We start from the raw sequence: 14,385 nt of genomic DNA on the forward strand, positions 1-14,385 counted from the left end.
GTTTCGGACAATCCAATTGCAGGGGCCCTTTGGGGCCCCTTCTTTTTTGTTTTGTGGGAAGGGGCGCTGCCCCGCTTGCCTGCGGCAAGCCCCCCGGGATATTTGAAGACAGAAGAAACTGGGGGCGCGGATGGACATCGTCGGGATCGAGGATGCGGGGCAACTGGCGCGGGTTGTGTCGGGGGATTTGGACCCTGCGCGGCTGACGCTGTTTTCGACCATGAAGAACGAGATGGGGTTTCTGCCGGCCTGGTTGGCGCATCACCGCGCGATCGGGTTTGAACAGTTTCTGATTTGGGACGATGCCTCGGACGATGGTTCATCTGCGTATCTGACTGCGCAGCCGGATGTCGTGGTCATGCGGTCGGATCTCAGTTTCGGTGCGTTGTTGCGGTATCGCGATCCTGATGGAGAGGTGCGTGAGGAACGGACCGGAACCTATTTCAAGATCGCGCTGCCGCATTTGTTCTTTGACGGTGCGTTTGTCGGCTATGTGGATGCGGATGAATTCCTGATCTTGCCGCCGGGCGTGGCGTCTATTGGCGAGGTGGTCGCTCGGTTGGCGGATGAGGGGGCGCCGTCGGCTGTGGCCTCTGTAGTGGAGTTCTTTCCGGCCTCGGCATCGGGGTTGGAGGGCGCGCTGCCGCAAAGCTTCTCGGATTTGCTCGCGGCCTATCCGTATTTTCAAGGCGAGGCATTGGTGCGTTTGCGGGCCGGTGCGCAGCCAGAGTTGTTGGGGAAATCAAAAACATCTCGTCTTTTCAAAGCGTTTGTCGTCAAACCTAAAGTCACTCGTCGCGGCTGGCAGCGGGTCTGGATGTCTTCGAAAGACAAGAAGGCGCAGGCGTTTCAGAAATCTCCGCGGCACAAGACGCCGCTGGTGCGCCGCGATTCACAAAGCCGCTTGACCGGATCGCATTACGGCAATCTGCCGCCGTCGTCTGAGGTTTTGCTGACTGTGGCGCATTTTGTTTTTACCGCGCAGTTTGCGGATAAAATCGCGCGGGCGACGGAATGGGGCGCGCATGCCAATGGTGCCGCAAAGTACCGATACTATGCGGAGTTACTGGACAAGATGCGCGGTGTCGAGAACGGGTTTCTGGATGACAATTCCGTGGCTTATGAGGGGCCGCAGCAATTGATCGACTGTGGGCTCATGCGCTGGCAAGTGGAGGTCTCAGGTTGGACTGGTCAGCGCGAAACGAGCGGAGGGCCAGACCTCGGAAATTTGGGGTAAGCGTTGGGCCACGGCCCGGTAGACCGGGGCATAGTGACGGGCGATTTCAGCCTCAAGATCCTCGGAGACACCAGTGCCCTTGGCGCGACTGTTGACTGATCGCATCCCCGCTTGGGGGTCAATCGGCACATCGGCAAAGCGGGCCAGATCCGCGATACCGTTGGCGGTGAACAGGGTTTCAAACGTGGTCACAAAGCAATTTTGGGGGGCAAACACGGCCTCGATGGCGTCCAGTGTCAGGTCATAGCGACTACGCGCCTCTGCTTCTTCGCTAGCGTAAAAGTCCGTCAGTGGTGCATCGTTTTCGGCGCTTTGCGTGCGGCGGCCCTTTTCCATTTCCATCCGGAGGTGCGAGCGCAGGCGGTCCACAGGATCTCGCATGGAGAACAAGACCTTGACGGGGATGCCGCGGGTCGCAAACCCATCGCGTATCCGGGTCAGGATCTCTGGGGACAAAGCCGAATAGGACGGAGTGATGTCGCCGGTGCGGGTCACGCCGGGTTGGGCCAGAATCCCCGCGAAATAGTCGAAATAGGCGTTCTCGGAGCGCTGTAACCGCCAGCGCAGGTGGGCGGCCGGTTCAGGCGCGCCAAGGGCCACCTTGGTGCGGGCGCGCAGCTTGCCCAGAAACGACGGCTCAGGCGTGCGGTAACGGGCAAAGACGCCGCCAAGTCGGTGTTCCCAAGTCTGATACTCACCCAAGCGTCCGAAATCGGACCCCGGTTGGCGCGCCAGATAGGCCTGAATCCAGGACGATCCGCATTTCTGTCCGCCCAGGCCCAGAAAGAAGGTCTTGGTCATGGTTGCTCCATCGTCTCTGTCAGATGGGTTCTAGCCTATTGCGGCTGCGGGGTCGCGGCTCATTTGTCCGCAGGCAACAGGCCCAGTCCGCGCAGGTAGACGCCGATCCCGGTTTCCAGCAGATCCTCGGGCGGAAAGGGCGCCTGACTGCCGGGTGAATTGCGCGCGAACAGTTCGACAACCCCGTGCGACAAGGCCCAGATATGGGCGGAAAACATCGCTGGCGGCGGACGCTTTTCCGGCGGGATATGCTGCGAGAGCCGTTCGGCAGCCTTTTCCAGCACACCGCGCGCCCGCGCGGACACCGCGGCCAATTCAGAGGAATGGTTGACCGAGATACCGGATTCGAACATTGCGATGTAGTGGCCGGGGTATTTGCGTGCAAAGGCCAGATAGGCGCGGCCCGTGGCCTCGAACGCGGCGAGATCGGACGGTTGGCCCTTTTCATAGGCATATTCCATGACATCGGCAAAGATCTCATAGCCTTGCAGCGCGGCCTCGGCGATCAGATCCTCACGTCCGGAAAAATGTCGGTAGACGGCGGCAGGCGTCACGCCCGCCTGTTTGGCCGCCTCTGACAAGGTAAAGCCGGTGGGGCCTTTTTCCTCGATCAGCTTCAGCGCGGCATCGACCAGCGCCTGGCGCAGGTTGCCGTGGTGATATCCGCGTTTCTTGATCATCATCGCACGCGTGCGGCCCTCAGGCCGCCCAAATCTCTGGTCCGCCGAGGATCTTGGGGTCGACGGTTCCGATCGCCTTGGGGTCTTTGCGGGTATAGTCGAGATGGGTCAAAATGTAGCGAATGGCGGCTAGGCGCGCGCGCTTCTTGTCGTCCGAACGGACCACTGTCCAAGGTGCAACACTGGTGTGGCTGCGGGCCAGCGTTTCCTGAATAGCCGTTGAATAGGAATCCCACAGGGCCAGCCCCTCGACGTCAATGTTGCTAAGCTTCCACTGCTTTAGCGGATCGCTTTCGCGTTTGAGAAAGCGCCGCAACTGTTCGGCGCGGCCGACGTTGAGCCAGAACTTGAACAGGTGGATTCCCTCATCCACCAGCATCTTTTCGAAGTCGGGCACCTGATTGAAAAAATGTTCTCGCTGGTCATTGTCGCAAAAGCCAAAGACATGCTCGACGACGCCGCGGTTGTACCACGAGCGGTCGAAAAACACGATTTCGCCCGCGGCGGGCAGGTGGTCGATGTAGCGCTGGAAATACCATTGCGTCGCTTCGTGGTCCGACGGTTTGCCCAATGCCACCACACGCGCGCCGCGCGGATTCAGGTTCATGCGGAATCGTTTGATCGTGCCGCCCTTGCCGGCAGCATCGCGGCCTTCGAACACCAACACGACCCGTGCGCCGGATTCCTTTGCCCAGGCCTGCATCTTGATCAGTTCGATCTGCAGCCGCTCCATCTCTTTGTCGTAGGCTTTGGTCTTCATCCCTTCGCTATAGGGATAGCCGGTGTCGATGATGTCATCCTTGTCGGCGCGGGTGATCGCCTCACGCACCGATTTCGGCGCGTCGTTCTGAAAGAAGTTGGAAATCGCGCCGTCGAAAAGGAGCGTCATAGGGGGTCTCCGTCCGTCTAAGTGACCGGCACTATGGGATGTTAAGCAGATTAACGCAAACGCTTCGAGCCGAATGGCCTAGCGCAGTCCGGCGCGGGTGGCGGCGCGGTGGATCGCCTCTATCACCGCGCCCGGGCGGGCGTGTTGTGGCATGTGGCCAACGTCCTCCAGCGCGGTCAGGTTGGCATCGGGCAGCAAATCTGCGGCTGCCACCGCGTGAATGTCAAACCCCACGGTCGTGTCAGCGGTGCCGTGCAGCAATTCCACTGGCAGGCTCAGCGTTGCATAGCGCGCTGACATCTCGGTCAGCGCAGCTCGCAGGTGGTACACCTGTCGTCCGTTGGCGCGGATCACATGCCGCTGCAGGCTGAGACCGGGGCCGACATGGGTCAGATAGCCCTCGGGCATGGATTGCGGGGCAAAGATGCCCTCGACCGCGTCGCGTGTGCGCATCGGGTCGATAAGCGCGGTCACGATTGGCGCGGCCAGCGCACCGCCCACCGCATTGCCCAGCAGCCGGTACTGGAAATCCAGCTTACCGGGCCACGGCATGATCGCGCCCCCCAGCGTGACAAGAGCCGCTGCGTCGTGGTCCAGCCCCCAGGCCATGGCGACCGCGCCGCCAAAGGAATGGCCGACGACAATCGGATTGCGGACCCCCAGTTGCACCGCCGCCGACGCCAGCAAGGCGGCCTGATCTTGCGGCGTTTCCGCATCGGTGTTGAACGCGCCGCGATGCTCGGCCCGGCGTCCGCTGTGGCCCAATCCGGGCCGGTCAAAGACCGTCACACGGTAGTCCTGTGCCAGTTTGTCGACGAGGTCGAAGGTAAAGTCGCGCAGGTTACCGCTGGCCCCGTGCAACAGCACCACATCCGGGCCGTTGCCGGTTTGAACATAGTGGATCGGCACGCCGTCCACCGTCACAAAGGCCCCCACCGCGGGCCAGCGTTCTAACGCTGCGGCCTCACGCGTACCCGCACGCCAATGCACCAATGCGCCACCGCCCACCAGCGACGCGATAAGAATCGTTCCGATCATGCGCAGCACCGTTCTTGTCCTATCCGTCTGCCTGTCAGCGGGCCGTCCCAATGGAGGATAGCTCAAACGGGGTCGACTGGTAGATCTCGTTGATCCAGTTGCCGTAAAGCAGGTGCGCGTGGCTACGCCAGCGGTTCTGGGGGGGCAGGGCAGGGTTGTCGTTCGGATAGTAATTGGCCGGCACGTTGATCGGTGTGCCGCTCTCTATATCGCGATCATACTCTTCCTTGAGCGTGCCGCTGTCGTACTCCAGATGGTTGAAGATATAGAGCGCGCGGTGGCTCGGGTCTTCGATCAGGCAGGGGCCGGTTTCGGTGGAATCGATCAGGATCGGCAGACCGGCGGCGATCACCTCATCGCGGTGGATTTCGGTCCAGCGAGACACAGGGATCACCATGTCGTCGGAAAAGCCCCGCAGGTAGGGAGAGGCAGGCGCTAGGTTCTGGTGGCGCACCGCGCCAAAGGCCTTGGCGTCCAGCAGATGTTTCTGGACTCCGTGGAAATGGTTGATCATCGCCATGCCGCCCCAGCAGACGCCAAAGGTGGATTGCACATGGGTTTGGGTCCAGTCAAAGACCTGTGTCAGTTCATCCCAATAGGTGACTTCCTCGAACGGCAGGTGTTCGATGGGCGCGCCGGTGATGATCAGCCCGTCAAATTTTTCACCGCTGTCTGCCACGTCCGAAAACGGGCGATAGAAGTTTTCCATGTGTTCGGCGGCGGTATTCTTGGCCTGATGCTCGGTCATCCGGATCAGAGACAGTTCAATCTGTAGCGGGGTCGCCCCGATCAGCCGACAGAACTGGTTTTCTGTCTGGATCTTCTTCGGCATCAGGTTCAGCAACCCGATGCGCAGCGGGCGAATATCCTGACGAGCGGCGTGCTCTTCGGCCATAACCATGACCCCTTCACGCGTGAGCACGTCAAAGGCTGGCAGGTCGGAGGGCAGCTTAATGGGCATGTCAGGGGTCCTATTGCGAAGAGGCATTCAGATAGGGGATCGGCGGGAGAGGGACAAGGCGCGTGCGGACGCAGACCTAGTCGGGCAGGGCGTTGGCGATCAGGTCGGTGAAATCCGCCTCATTCTGGACGCGCGCCATGTCTTCGGCCTCGACGGTGACGCCCCAGTTCCGCGCCATGCCTTCGTACAGCGGCTGGCGGTGCGCCAGCGCGCGGGCATAGGTCCAGCGGATAAAGGCATCCGGGTCAACCTTGTCCCCGGTCAGGCCGGTCTCCTCCAGATAGGCGTCCCAACCAGCGGCCAGAAAGTCCGGGCGATAGGCCATCGGTTTCGGTGCCTTGTCAAAGCGGCGGATCAGTTCATCGGTGTGGGCCTCGGTCCCGCGCACCCAGACCATCAACGCCTGCTGGCTCAGCGCGGTCAGGATCTCGTCCTGTTGGTCATCGGGGTCCACCCATTCACAGATGCTGCCGCCGGTGTCGCAGATAAAATGCGGATAGCCATAAAGGTCTTCGGCGCGAGAGATAAAGTATTCCGTGTCCAGCAGTGCCTGCCGTTCGGCGCGCTCAAACTGGGCCTGACGGCGACGGTATTCGGCCATCGGCAGGCCGCCCTTGGCGGGATCGCCGGGTTTACCCAGATAGGTCGACACCGGGGTCAGGTTGTGGAACGAGATGTTCGACCCGATGTAGATCGAATCCGTCATCAGCAGATCGCGCAGGAACGGCACCTGCATCGCGTGCCGCTTGGCGTTGTCGACGATGTACTCGCCCATGTAGCGGGTGCCGATGCGGTAATCGATCGAATAGTGAAACCAGCCGCCCGAACCGCGCAGCAGGTTCGACACATGGGTCTTGCCCAGGCCCGACATGGCAAAGAGAACCACACGTTTTTGCGGCGCATCGCGCCAGGCGCGGGCATTGGGATACAGCATCGTTGATCTTTCGCTGACAGAGGTTTCCGCCCGAAGTAATCCCCGTGGCGGATGCCGTCAAACCCTCACCTTGCGCGTGTACAGCCGACCGTCCAGCACGCTGAGGCCCAGTGCCAGCAGCGCCAGCCCCGCATAGGCACCAGAGTGCAACTCTTCACCCCGCACCATAGCACCCAGGAAAATCGCCGTGGGCGGGATCAGCAGCGTGACCAGCAACAGGTTGCCAGACCCGGCCATCGCCAACACGCGGTAATACAACAGATAGGCCAGCGCCGTGGCGATCAGCGCATAGTAAAGAATGCCAACCCATGTGGCCGGGGCAAGCGCCAGCGACGGTGCGCCCTCGGCCAACAGCGTCACCGGCAGCATGATCACCGTGGAACAGGTCAACATCCCGGCAGCGGCAGACAGCGGCGCCAGACCACCCAGCCGGACACGCGCCCATGCCCCGGCGCAGGCGTATGACAATGTCCCGGCGATTACAGCCAATTGCGCGGTAGAGGTCAGGTCCAGCGTCAACAGTGCCGACGGCCCGATTGCCGTCACGACCCCGGCAAAGCCCAGCCCGACACCCAGCGCCTTGCGCGGCGTAAGCCGTTCGTCCGCAAAGACCATCGCCGCCACAACCACGCCAAAGATCGCCGTTGTTGCATTCAGGATAGAGGTCAGCCCGGTTGGAATGTGCAACTGCCCCCACGCCATCAACGAAAACGGAATGGCGTTGTTCAGCAGTCCCATCGCGAACAGACTGATCCAGACCCGCCGCCCCTTGGGCAAGGGAATGCCGCGCAACAGGATCAGCGGCCAGAGGACAGCAGCGGCGATGCCAGTGCGAAACAGGACAGAGGTCAGCGGTCCGATCTCATCCAGTGCGGTGCGGATCGCCAGAAACGAGCCGCCCCAGATCAGGCTGAGCAGGATCAATTCAATCCAGGCGCGGGGGGAAAGGGATGTCTGTGTCATGTAAAACGGGTAGCCGGTGCAGGCATGTCAGGCGATCCGGAAATTGCGGTTTCAGTGCAGCAAAAAGAAAAACGCCCGGAACCTTGTGGCTCCGGGCGTGTCCCTGTCGCTATGCCTGATGGGCCGCGCGTCAAAAGGTCATTTCAGCCTTGAAACCGATGCCGACGGCATGGTTGTCACGGAATTCGGCCGCCTTGATCCCGGCAACACCGGCATCCGCATCCCCCAGCCAGGAATAGTTGATCCCGCCGGAAATCTTGATTGGCCCGTCGGTGAACTGACCGCCAAAGGAAATCCCCTTAAGGCCGTCCGTTGGGCCCAGCGGCGACACGGTCTTGTTGCCGGTGGGCGGTTCATAGCTGACCGTCACCGATCCCGCGAAACGATCATTGAACCGCTTGGCAACACCCAGAGTAAAGCGGTGCGCGTCGTCCAGATTCACAAGGTCACTGCCCAACCGTGTCGGGATGATGTCCACTGCTGAAAACTCTGTCCAGCGATACGACGCGGTCACCAGAGTGCCCGGCGCAACCCCGGTCTGAAGTTCCAGATTGAAACTTTGCGGAGACACATAGCTGATCTGGTCATTATAGCCAGGCGTGGTGCTGTCAAAGGTGGTGCCCAGCAGATCCTCGCTGATGGTTGCGCTATGCTTGGATTCGAACCGGTAGGTGCCCGCGACACGCAGCGCGATATCAGGGATCTCATAGGCCGCGCCGATCAGGTAGTTCGGGCTTGTCGATTCCTTCATCCGAAAGGCATAGCCGCCGGTGGCGTTGAAACCGCCCACGACCCCGGCAACCGCGCCGCCCAAGGCCGCGGTGGTGCCCGCGCCATAGGTGGTGTCGATCAGGGTGGCCGCAGCGACATCGCCCCGCAGGGCAGCGCCCAGAACGGAGGAATCAAGCCCCGGAACCGTTGCGGCGACGCCTGCGGTCGCGATGGCCCCCGCGTAGGCCTGGCCGTTCAGCGACACGTCGGCATCGATGCTTTGTGCACCGATCCCGCCGAAGACGCTGATCCGGTCGGTGATCTTGTAACGGCCGACGATGGTCAGCGCATTGCTGTTGAGATCCGCCTTGGTGCCGCCAAGCGCCGAGGTCAGCGGATCGGCGTTGTAATCGACATCGACGCCATAGGGCTTGTCTGCGATGATAGACCAGTTAAACCGTTCATTGACCGAGTTGGTGAATGTCAGGCCGGTCTGAGAATAACGCTTGGCCACATCATATCTGGCTCCGGCGGCATCTGTGCCAGTCACAGAGGGTGTTACCAGCCCAAAGGTCAGGGCGGCTGTGCCGTCCTCTGCGAAAATGGACGACACGCTCTGACCAGAGCGATCCAGACCGGCGGCAAAGGCCGTTCCGGTGGTCAAGGCCAGCACACTGGCCCCCACAAACATGTTTTTCATTTTTACTATCCCTCATCCCCAGAGCGTGGGGTGTCTCCTGTCAAAAACGCTACTGGGCAATTCGGGAATGGGTCAATCTTTGACGGGACGTCAGCTAGTGCGCCCGCAACGTAGCGTCACGTTTTTGTAACAGCCCATAAGGATAGGGCCGGGGCGCGTTAACCTTTTGGGATCAGACGCGTTTGCGGGTCTCGAACCAGATGTTGGCGTAATTCGCGCCAAAAATCACCAGCGCTCCAACCAGAACCAGCGGGTCCAGCGGTTCGGCGTAAAGCATGACTCCAACCAGCGCGATCACCGGCAGGCGGGCGAAATCTATCGGCATGACCACCGTCGCGGGGGCTAGCGACAGGGCGGTCGTCAGGCAGAAATGCGCCACCAGGCCGGTAAAGGCAATCAGCGCCACCCAAGGCATGCTGGCGGTCGACGGCAGGGTGATATCTCCATCGATCCCGGCGCAGATCAGCCCGAACAGCGCCTGCATGACTGTCAGCCAGAACAGGATGCAGGTGATGTTTTCGGTGCGTGTCAGCAGCCGGGTAAACACCGCCGATCCGGCAAAGCCGATGGCCGCCAGCGCCGCGGTCAACTGACCGATATGCGCCGTCTCGGGCGAAGGGCGGGTGACGATCAGAATGCCGATAAATCCGACAAGCGCAGCGGCGACCCGGTTCGGAGTCAACCGCTCGGACAGGATCAGCGCGCTGAGCACCATGACCCAGAACGGCGAGGTGAACTCCAGCGCAAAGACCTGCGCCAGCGGGATGGCGGTGATCGAATAGAACCACAGGTTCTGTCCCGAAAAGTGAAAGATGTTGCGCACAAAATGCGTGCCCATGCGGCGGCGTGTGATGTCACCCAGACGGCCCGCCAGTCCCGCGACGCTGACCACGATGGCGACCCCGATGATCGACCGGAACAGCATGATCTCGAAGGTATCAAGATCCAGGCTGACCGCGCGTCCTGCAATGGCCATCACGGTAAAGGAGGCGATGGCGCCCGTCATCCAGAGGCAGCCGCGCAGGGTATCATGCATGGGAATTGGTCCTGATCGTTCCGCCGCGCATCTGTTCAGAGCGATCTGCAAATGTCCAGTGGTGGAAAAGGGGCGCTGCACCCGCCGCCCTGCGGGCGTCCCCCCAGAGTATTCGTCGCCAGGAAGAAGCCCCTAAAAGAACAAAAGCCAGGTCCGGTGCCGGGCTGGTGTTGAAGGGCGCCATGAAAAAGGCCGACCACAGAGGGCCGGCCTATGTCCTTGGTATAGTGGCGGCCGGTCAGACCTCTTTCATGATCTGCTCTTTGGCAAGAATCAGCAGACCGGCGCGCTTGGAGCGGATCTCATCTGCCGTGGCCTTGTCGCCCAGATCGCCCACAACCTTGCGCACCACATCCTCGTGGCCGGCTTCTTCGAAGTCCGCCTTGACGACTTCGATGGCATAGCTGTTGGCGTCGTCGCCGGTCTTGCCCAGAAGTTCGGCCGCCCAAAGGCCCAGCAGCTTGTTGGCGCGGGCCTCGGCGCGGAATTTCATTTCCTCGTCATGGGCATATTTGTTCTCGAACGCGTTTTCGCGGTCATCGAAGGTGGTCATTGATCTCGCTCCCTCGGGAAAATGGGTTTGAGCATGATATGCCCACCCAAGCGACGCTTCGCAAGGCTGCGCAGGCGACCTGCGGCATCGAATCCATTTCGCGCGCAGCATCGGGCTGCCGATACGCGACCGGCTGTCACTTGCAGCGACGCGGTCCATGGCTTATGGCATCGCACACCGCGCTTCGGCGCGGTTTCGTTGTTTCCCGGGAAAGGGCCCTCATGGCACGGCGCAAGAAAATCTACGAAGGCAAGGCAAAGATCCTTTACGAAGGCCCCGAGCCGGGCACAATCGTGCAGTACTTCAAGGATGACGCGACCGCCTTCAACGCCGAAAAGAAAGACGTGATCGAGGGCAAGGGCGTTCTGAACAACCGCCTGAGCGAATATTTCATGGTCGGTCTGAACGGCATTGGCGTGCCGACGCATTTCATCAAACGGCTCAACATGCGCGAACAACTGGTCCGCGCCTGTGAAATCATCCCGCTGGAAATCATCGTGCGCAACTACGCCGCCGGGTCGCTGTCCAAGCGTCTGGGCATCGAAGAGGGCACCGCCCTGCCGCGTCCCATCGTCGAATACTGCTACAAGGACGACAAGCTGGGCGATCCTCTGGTGACAGAGGAACACATCGGTGCCTTTGGCTGGGCCAGCCAGCAGGACATGGATGACATCGTGGCGCTGGCGCTGCGGGTGAACGATTACATGTCGGGTCTGATGTATGGCGTCGGCATCCGCCTTGTCGATTTCAAGATCGAAGTGGGCCGCGTTTATGATGGCGACTATCAGCGCCTGATCGTTGCGGATGAGATTTCGCCCGACAGTTGCCGCCTTTGGGACATCGAGACCGGGCAGAAGCTGGACAAGGACGTGTTCCGCCATGATCTGGGCAGCCTTGCGGATGCCTATACAGAGGTGGCGCGCCGTCTGGGTGTCATGCCCAAACAGGCCACGCATATGGCAAAGCCCAAGCTGATCAACTGACGACAGGCAGGCGCGGCGCGCCTGTCGCCACGCCAGTTCGGGCGGGCCGCAGCGAAGGCCCGTCCCTGAAGGCCCCCAAACGGGACATGTATTCCGGACTTGGCGCAACGTCACCCGACCGGGTAAGCTCGGGCAAAGCCCTTTGCCCGGAGCGATTGCCATGATGCGCCGATCCCTTGTGACCTCGTTTGCCTTGGCGCTCCTTGCCCTACCGCTACACGCGCAGCCGGTCGAATTTGACCCCTCCGACTTTGGCAAAATCGTCGTCGCCAAACGGCAATCCGCAGGCACCGGCTTTGTGCTGGAACAGGCCTTTGGTGACTACCAAAACGAACCTGTCATCTCTTATGGCGAGAAAAGCATTGCGCGCCGCCTTGGCCGTCCGGTCGGGCGGCTGGATGTGCTCTATGGCAACGGCAAAACCGGCTATTGCACCGCCTTTATCGTCGACGCCGAACACCTTGTGACCAACAACCACTGCATCCCCGGAGTCGGTGACCCCGGCGTGCAGGCGGCGCAATTTGTGGCGGGCTATGTCGATGCGGCCCACCCCGACACCGCTGAAAAGTTTCAGGTTCAACTGCAAGCGTTGGAAACCAGCGGACCGCTGGATTATTCCGTTCTGCGCGTATTTGGCGACCCGTCGGCGCGCTATGGCAAGGTCGAACTGGCCGATGCTGACCCCGAAAGCTCTGAATTCCTCTGGATCATCGGCCATCCGCAGGGACAGGCGCAGCACATCAGCCGTGAGGGCTGTGCCGCCGCCGATCCGCCGGTCTCGACAGAGGGCAAGGTGGTGCACAGCTGCGATACGCTGGGCGGCAACTCCGGCTCTCCGGTGTTTCGCATTTCCGACCGGCAGGTTGTGGCGCTGCACCATGCGGGCGACAGCCGTACCGGATTCAATTTTGCCATCCCGATGAAACGCATTCTGGCCGAAAGCAAGATCCTCAAGGCCGCGGCACCCGCCGGTCCGATTGCGCCGCCGCCGGTCGCCCAAGGGGCCTGTGAGGTGCTGTGGGGCGCGGCAGAGCAGCATGGCTGCATCGGCTATCAGACCTTTCTCGATCAATGCGGCGATCACGTTCTTGCGCCGCTGGCGCGCGGGTTGGCGGATCGCTCTTGCAAGGCCGATGTCGTCACCACGCCGCCTGTCGGTCTGCCGGACCCGGCCCAGGACCGCCTGAAGGCAGAGATCGCCAAGGGGCTGGAGGCCGCTGAACAGCAGCGCGCCGAAATCTCAAAGGAAGGGGCAGCCGCAGATCGCGCGCTGCGCAGCCTGCAGGGCACGCTGACCCGCGCGCGGGCGCGGGCAGGGGACGCGGAAACCTCTGCCAAGCCGGGCAGCGCTGAGGTGGCGGGCCTCTGGCGCGGAGTTGCGGACCAGATCGAGGCATCGTTGACAGAGGCCAAGGGCCGGGCAGACGCGATGCCGCGCCTGCTGGAAGACATGGACCGGTTGATCGAAACGCTACGCGGCGCGACAACGCAGGCAGAGGTGGACTCGGCCAGCAAACGCGCCGCAACCCTGTCAGAGTCCAGCCGTGAACAGCTCGCCTTTGTCGTGGCGCGCAAGAGTGTCGTCGACAAACTGTTTACCGAAGGAGAGGCAACTGTGATCGTGCTGTTGCAGGACGCGGTCAGGGGGCAGGGCGACACTGCAGCGACATTGGCCCTGCGCCGCGCGATTCAGCAGGCACAGGCCACCGCGGAACTGCATCTGACCGACAGCCGCCGTTTCAGCCGCGAGGCTCTGGAACATTATGCCGTGCATGAAACCCTGATCCGCGACGCTTATGCACAGGCCACCGCCGCCACGGCAGAGGGCGGCCCGGCCAGCGCCGACATCGCCGCCCTGTGGGAGGCGCTGGCGCGTGGACTGTCGGGTGAGTCGTTGAGGATGAAAAGTCGTGTTGACGGGATGCAACGCTTTGCCGATACCATCGCAGCCGCCCACGCGGCGTTGCCGGACGCCAAGACTGACTCCGACGTGACCACGGCGCTTTTACGGATCGAGGGCACCGCGGACCTGACAGAGAATTGGCTGACGCAGGTGTCGACCCGCCTTGCCAGCGCCCGCGAGCAATTCGCCGAAACCGAGGTAAAGGCAGCAGCGCTGCGCGCCACGGCGGAATCCACCACCGCGCGCCCGGCGATCGTGACCCAATGTCTGGAGGTCGCGATGCCGATGTTCGCGGTCGAAGGCATCGCCGGGGTCTCGCGCGACGATTTCAATGTTGGCGCGGCGGAACTGGCCTGTAGCGCCGCGCGCAAGGTCAGCGACGACCCGGCGGTGTATTACGGGATGGCCCGCGCGCTGATCGACCGCAAACGCTACAACGAGGCGCTGCGCATCCTGCAGAATCCGCGCATGGAGGGGTTCGTTCCGGCGCGCTATTCGCTAGGCGTGGTCTACAACAGCGGGCTGGGTGTCCGTCAGGACTATGGCAAGGCGCTCGCACTGTACCAAGAGACGACCAATGCAGGCTATCCGCAGGGCAAGTTCTCGTTGGGGGTCTACTATAGCCTCGGGCGCGCGGTGCGCGTGGATCACGCGCGGGCCGGTGCGTTGCTGGTCGAGTCCATCGCCGACGGCTATGCACATCCGATCACACAGCTGCACAAGCTGCCGGGCGGGACCACAAGGGCTATCCAGCAGGAATTGGTGGCGCGCGGCTATCTGTCGGACCGCGACGTCGACGGTGCTTTTGGCCCGACGACCCGGCGCGCGCTGGAACGGTTGGTCGCCGCCGCGGGACGCTGATCACCTAGCTGATCAACTAACAGTGACCGGCCAAGACCCACCCTGTGCCCTGCGCCATCGGTGCGGCAACTGTTTCCATTGTGGAAAAAAGCACAAATGTGTCCGGAAACCCGCGCTATCCGTGCCATTTCTGTC

Annotated in this window: 13 protein-coding genes; 3 read left to right on the top strand and 10 right to left on the bottom strand. The window is 61.8% G+C overall.

All coding sequences use genetic code 11. From position 1 onward, the window contains the following. Nucleotides 1–130 precede the first annotated feature (130 nt). Nucleotides 131–1,237: a glycosyltransferase family 2 protein gene (locus ANTHELSMS3_RS16310; RefSeq protein ID WP_094035792.1), complete on the top strand. Its 1,107-nt coding sequence runs from the start codon at nucleotides 131–133 to the stop codon at nucleotides 1,235–1,237. Here ANTHELSMS3_RS16310 and ANTHELSMS3_RS16315 read toward each other — a convergent pair. The 10 genes from ANTHELSMS3_RS16315 to ANTHELSMS3_RS16360 all read right to left on the bottom strand — a co-directional run bounded on the left by ANTHELSMS3_RS16315 (nucleotide 1,178) and on the right by ANTHELSMS3_RS16360 (nucleotide 10,503). After that, nucleotides 1,178–2,038, bottom strand: a complete 861-nt coding sequence (locus tag ANTHELSMS3_RS16315) for a hypothetical protein (RefSeq protein WP_094035793.1) — start codon at nucleotides 2,036–2,038, stop codon at nucleotides 1,178–1,180. The genes ANTHELSMS3_RS16310 and ANTHELSMS3_RS16315 overlap by 60 nt on opposite strands. 59 nt (nucleotides 2,039–2,097) lie before the next feature. Further along, nucleotides 2,098–2,718, bottom strand: coding sequence for a TetR/AcrR family transcriptional regulator (locus ANTHELSMS3_RS16320; RefSeq protein ID WP_094037188.1), 621 nt, complete (start codon nucleotides 2,716–2,718; stop codon nucleotides 2,098–2,100). A 19-nt stretch (nucleotides 2,719–2,737) separates the two neighbouring features. After that, complete coding sequence (gene ppk2 / locus ANTHELSMS3_RS16325; RefSeq protein WP_094035794.1) at nucleotides 2,738–3,607, bottom strand: polyphosphate kinase 2; 870 nt, start codon at nucleotides 3,605–3,607, stop codon at nucleotides 2,738–2,740. Between the two features lie 78 nt (nucleotides 3,608–3,685). Next, a complete protein-coding gene (locus tag ANTHELSMS3_RS16330; protein ID WP_094035795.1) occupies nucleotides 3,686–4,645 on the bottom strand; it encodes an alpha/beta fold hydrolase in 960 nt (319 codons plus the stop codon). Between the two features lie 34 nt (nucleotides 4,646–4,679). Further along, a complete protein-coding gene (locus ANTHELSMS3_RS16335) occupies nucleotides 4,680–5,606 on the bottom strand; it encodes a homoserine O-succinyltransferase (RefSeq protein ID WP_094035796.1) in 927 nt (308 codons plus the stop codon). A gap of 76 nt (nucleotides 5,607–5,682) precedes the next feature. Further along, nucleotides 5,683–6,540: an ATPase gene (locus tag ANTHELSMS3_RS16340; protein WP_094035797.1), complete on the bottom strand. Its 858-nt coding sequence runs from the start codon at nucleotides 6,538–6,540 to the stop codon at nucleotides 5,683–5,685. Between the two features lie 57 nt (nucleotides 6,541–6,597). Next, entirely contained in the window at nucleotides 6,598–7,503 is a 906-nt protein-coding gene (locus ANTHELSMS3_RS16345; protein ID WP_094035798.1) for a DMT family transporter, read from the bottom strand. Nucleotides 7,504–7,633: 130 nt separating this feature from the next. Next, nucleotides 7,634–8,914: an outer membrane protein transport protein gene (locus ANTHELSMS3_RS16350; protein WP_094035799.1), complete on the bottom strand. Its 1,281-nt coding sequence runs from the start codon at nucleotides 8,912–8,914 to the stop codon at nucleotides 7,634–7,636. Nucleotides 8,915–9,086: 172 nt separating this feature from the next. Beyond that, entirely contained in the window at nucleotides 9,087–9,950 is an 864-nt protein-coding gene (locus ANTHELSMS3_RS16355) for a DMT family transporter (protein WP_094035800.1), read from the bottom strand. A gap of 238 nt (nucleotides 9,951–10,188) precedes the next feature. Further along, the gene (locus ANTHELSMS3_RS16360) at nucleotides 10,189–10,503 is read right to left on the bottom strand and encodes a DUF1476 domain-containing protein (protein ID WP_094035801.1); all 315 of its coding nucleotides are present in this window, start codon (nucleotides 10,501–10,503) and stop codon (nucleotides 10,189–10,191) included. 221 nt (nucleotides 10,504–10,724) lie between these two features. Between ANTHELSMS3_RS16360 and purC the strand changes: the two genes are divergently transcribed. Together purC and ANTHELSMS3_RS16370 are read left to right on the top strand one after the other, a co-directional pair. Next, nucleotides 10,725–11,486: a phosphoribosylaminoimidazolesuccinocarboxamide synthase gene (gene purC, locus ANTHELSMS3_RS16365; protein ID WP_094035802.1), complete on the top strand. Its 762-nt coding sequence runs from the start codon at nucleotides 10,725–10,727 to the stop codon at nucleotides 11,484–11,486. 160 nt (nucleotides 11,487–11,646) lie between these two features. Further along, on the top strand, nucleotides 11,647–14,250 hold the full coding sequence (locus ANTHELSMS3_RS16370) for a S1 family peptidase (RefSeq protein WP_094035803.1): 2,604 nt from the start codon (nucleotides 11,647–11,649) through the stop codon (nucleotides 14,248–14,250). Nucleotides 14,251–14,385 lie beyond the last annotated feature (135 nt).

It is taken from the genome of Antarctobacter heliothermus (assembly GCF_002237555.1).
GTDB lineage: Bacteria > Pseudomonadota > Alphaproteobacteria > Rhodobacterales > Rhodobacteraceae > Antarctobacter > Antarctobacter heliothermus_B.

What these genes read in the sequence shown, in the direction of transcription:
- ANTHELSMS3_RS16310 (WP_094035792.1), top strand. Translation starts at nt 131, where the DNA reads ATGGACATCGTCGGGATCGAGGATGCGGGGCAACTGGCGCGGGTTGTG.
- ANTHELSMS3_RS16315 (WP_094035793.1), bottom strand. Translation starts at nt 2,038, where the DNA reads ATGACCAAGACCTTCTTTCTGGGCCTGGGCGGACAGAAATGCGGATCG.
- ANTHELSMS3_RS16320 (WP_094037188.1), bottom strand. Translation starts at nt 2,718, where the DNA reads ATGATCAAGAAACGCGGATATCACCACGGCAACCTGCGCCAGGCGCTG.
- ppk2 (WP_094035794.1), bottom strand. Translation starts at nt 3,607, where the DNA reads ATGACGCTCCTTTTCGACGGCGCGATTTCCAACTTCTTTCAGAACGAC.
- ANTHELSMS3_RS16330 (WP_094035795.1), bottom strand. Translation starts at nt 4,645, where the DNA reads ATGATCGGAACGATTCTTATCGCGTCGCTGGTGGGCGGTGGCGCATTG.
- ANTHELSMS3_RS16335 (WP_094035796.1), bottom strand. Translation starts at nt 5,606, where the DNA reads ATGCCCATTAAGCTGCCCTCCGACCTGCCAGCCTTTGACGTGCTCACG.
- ANTHELSMS3_RS16340 (WP_094035797.1), bottom strand. Translation starts at nt 6,540, where the DNA reads ATGCTGTATCCCAATGCCCGCGCCTGGCGCGATGCGCCGCAAAAACGT.
- ANTHELSMS3_RS16345 (WP_094035798.1), bottom strand. Translation starts at nt 7,503, where the DNA reads ATGACACAGACATCCCTTTCCCCCCGCGCCTGGATTGAATTGATCCTG.
- ANTHELSMS3_RS16350 (WP_094035799.1), bottom strand. Translation starts at nt 8,914, where the DNA reads ATGAAAAACATGTTTGTGGGGGCCAGTGTGCTGGCCTTGACCACCGGA.
- ANTHELSMS3_RS16355 (WP_094035800.1), bottom strand. Translation starts at nt 9,950, where the DNA reads ATGCATGATACCCTGCGCGGCTGCCTCTGGATGACGGGCGCCATCGCC.
- ANTHELSMS3_RS16360 (WP_094035801.1), bottom strand. Translation starts at nt 10,503, where the DNA reads ATGACCACCTTCGATGACCGCGAAAACGCGTTCGAGAACAAATATGCC.
- purC (WP_094035802.1), top strand. Translation starts at nt 10,725, where the DNA reads ATGGCACGGCGCAAGAAAATCTACGAAGGCAAGGCAAAGATCCTTTAC.
- ANTHELSMS3_RS16370 (WP_094035803.1), top strand. Translation starts at nt 11,647, where the DNA reads ATGATGCGCCGATCCCTTGTGACCTCGTTTGCCTTGGCGCTCCTTGCC.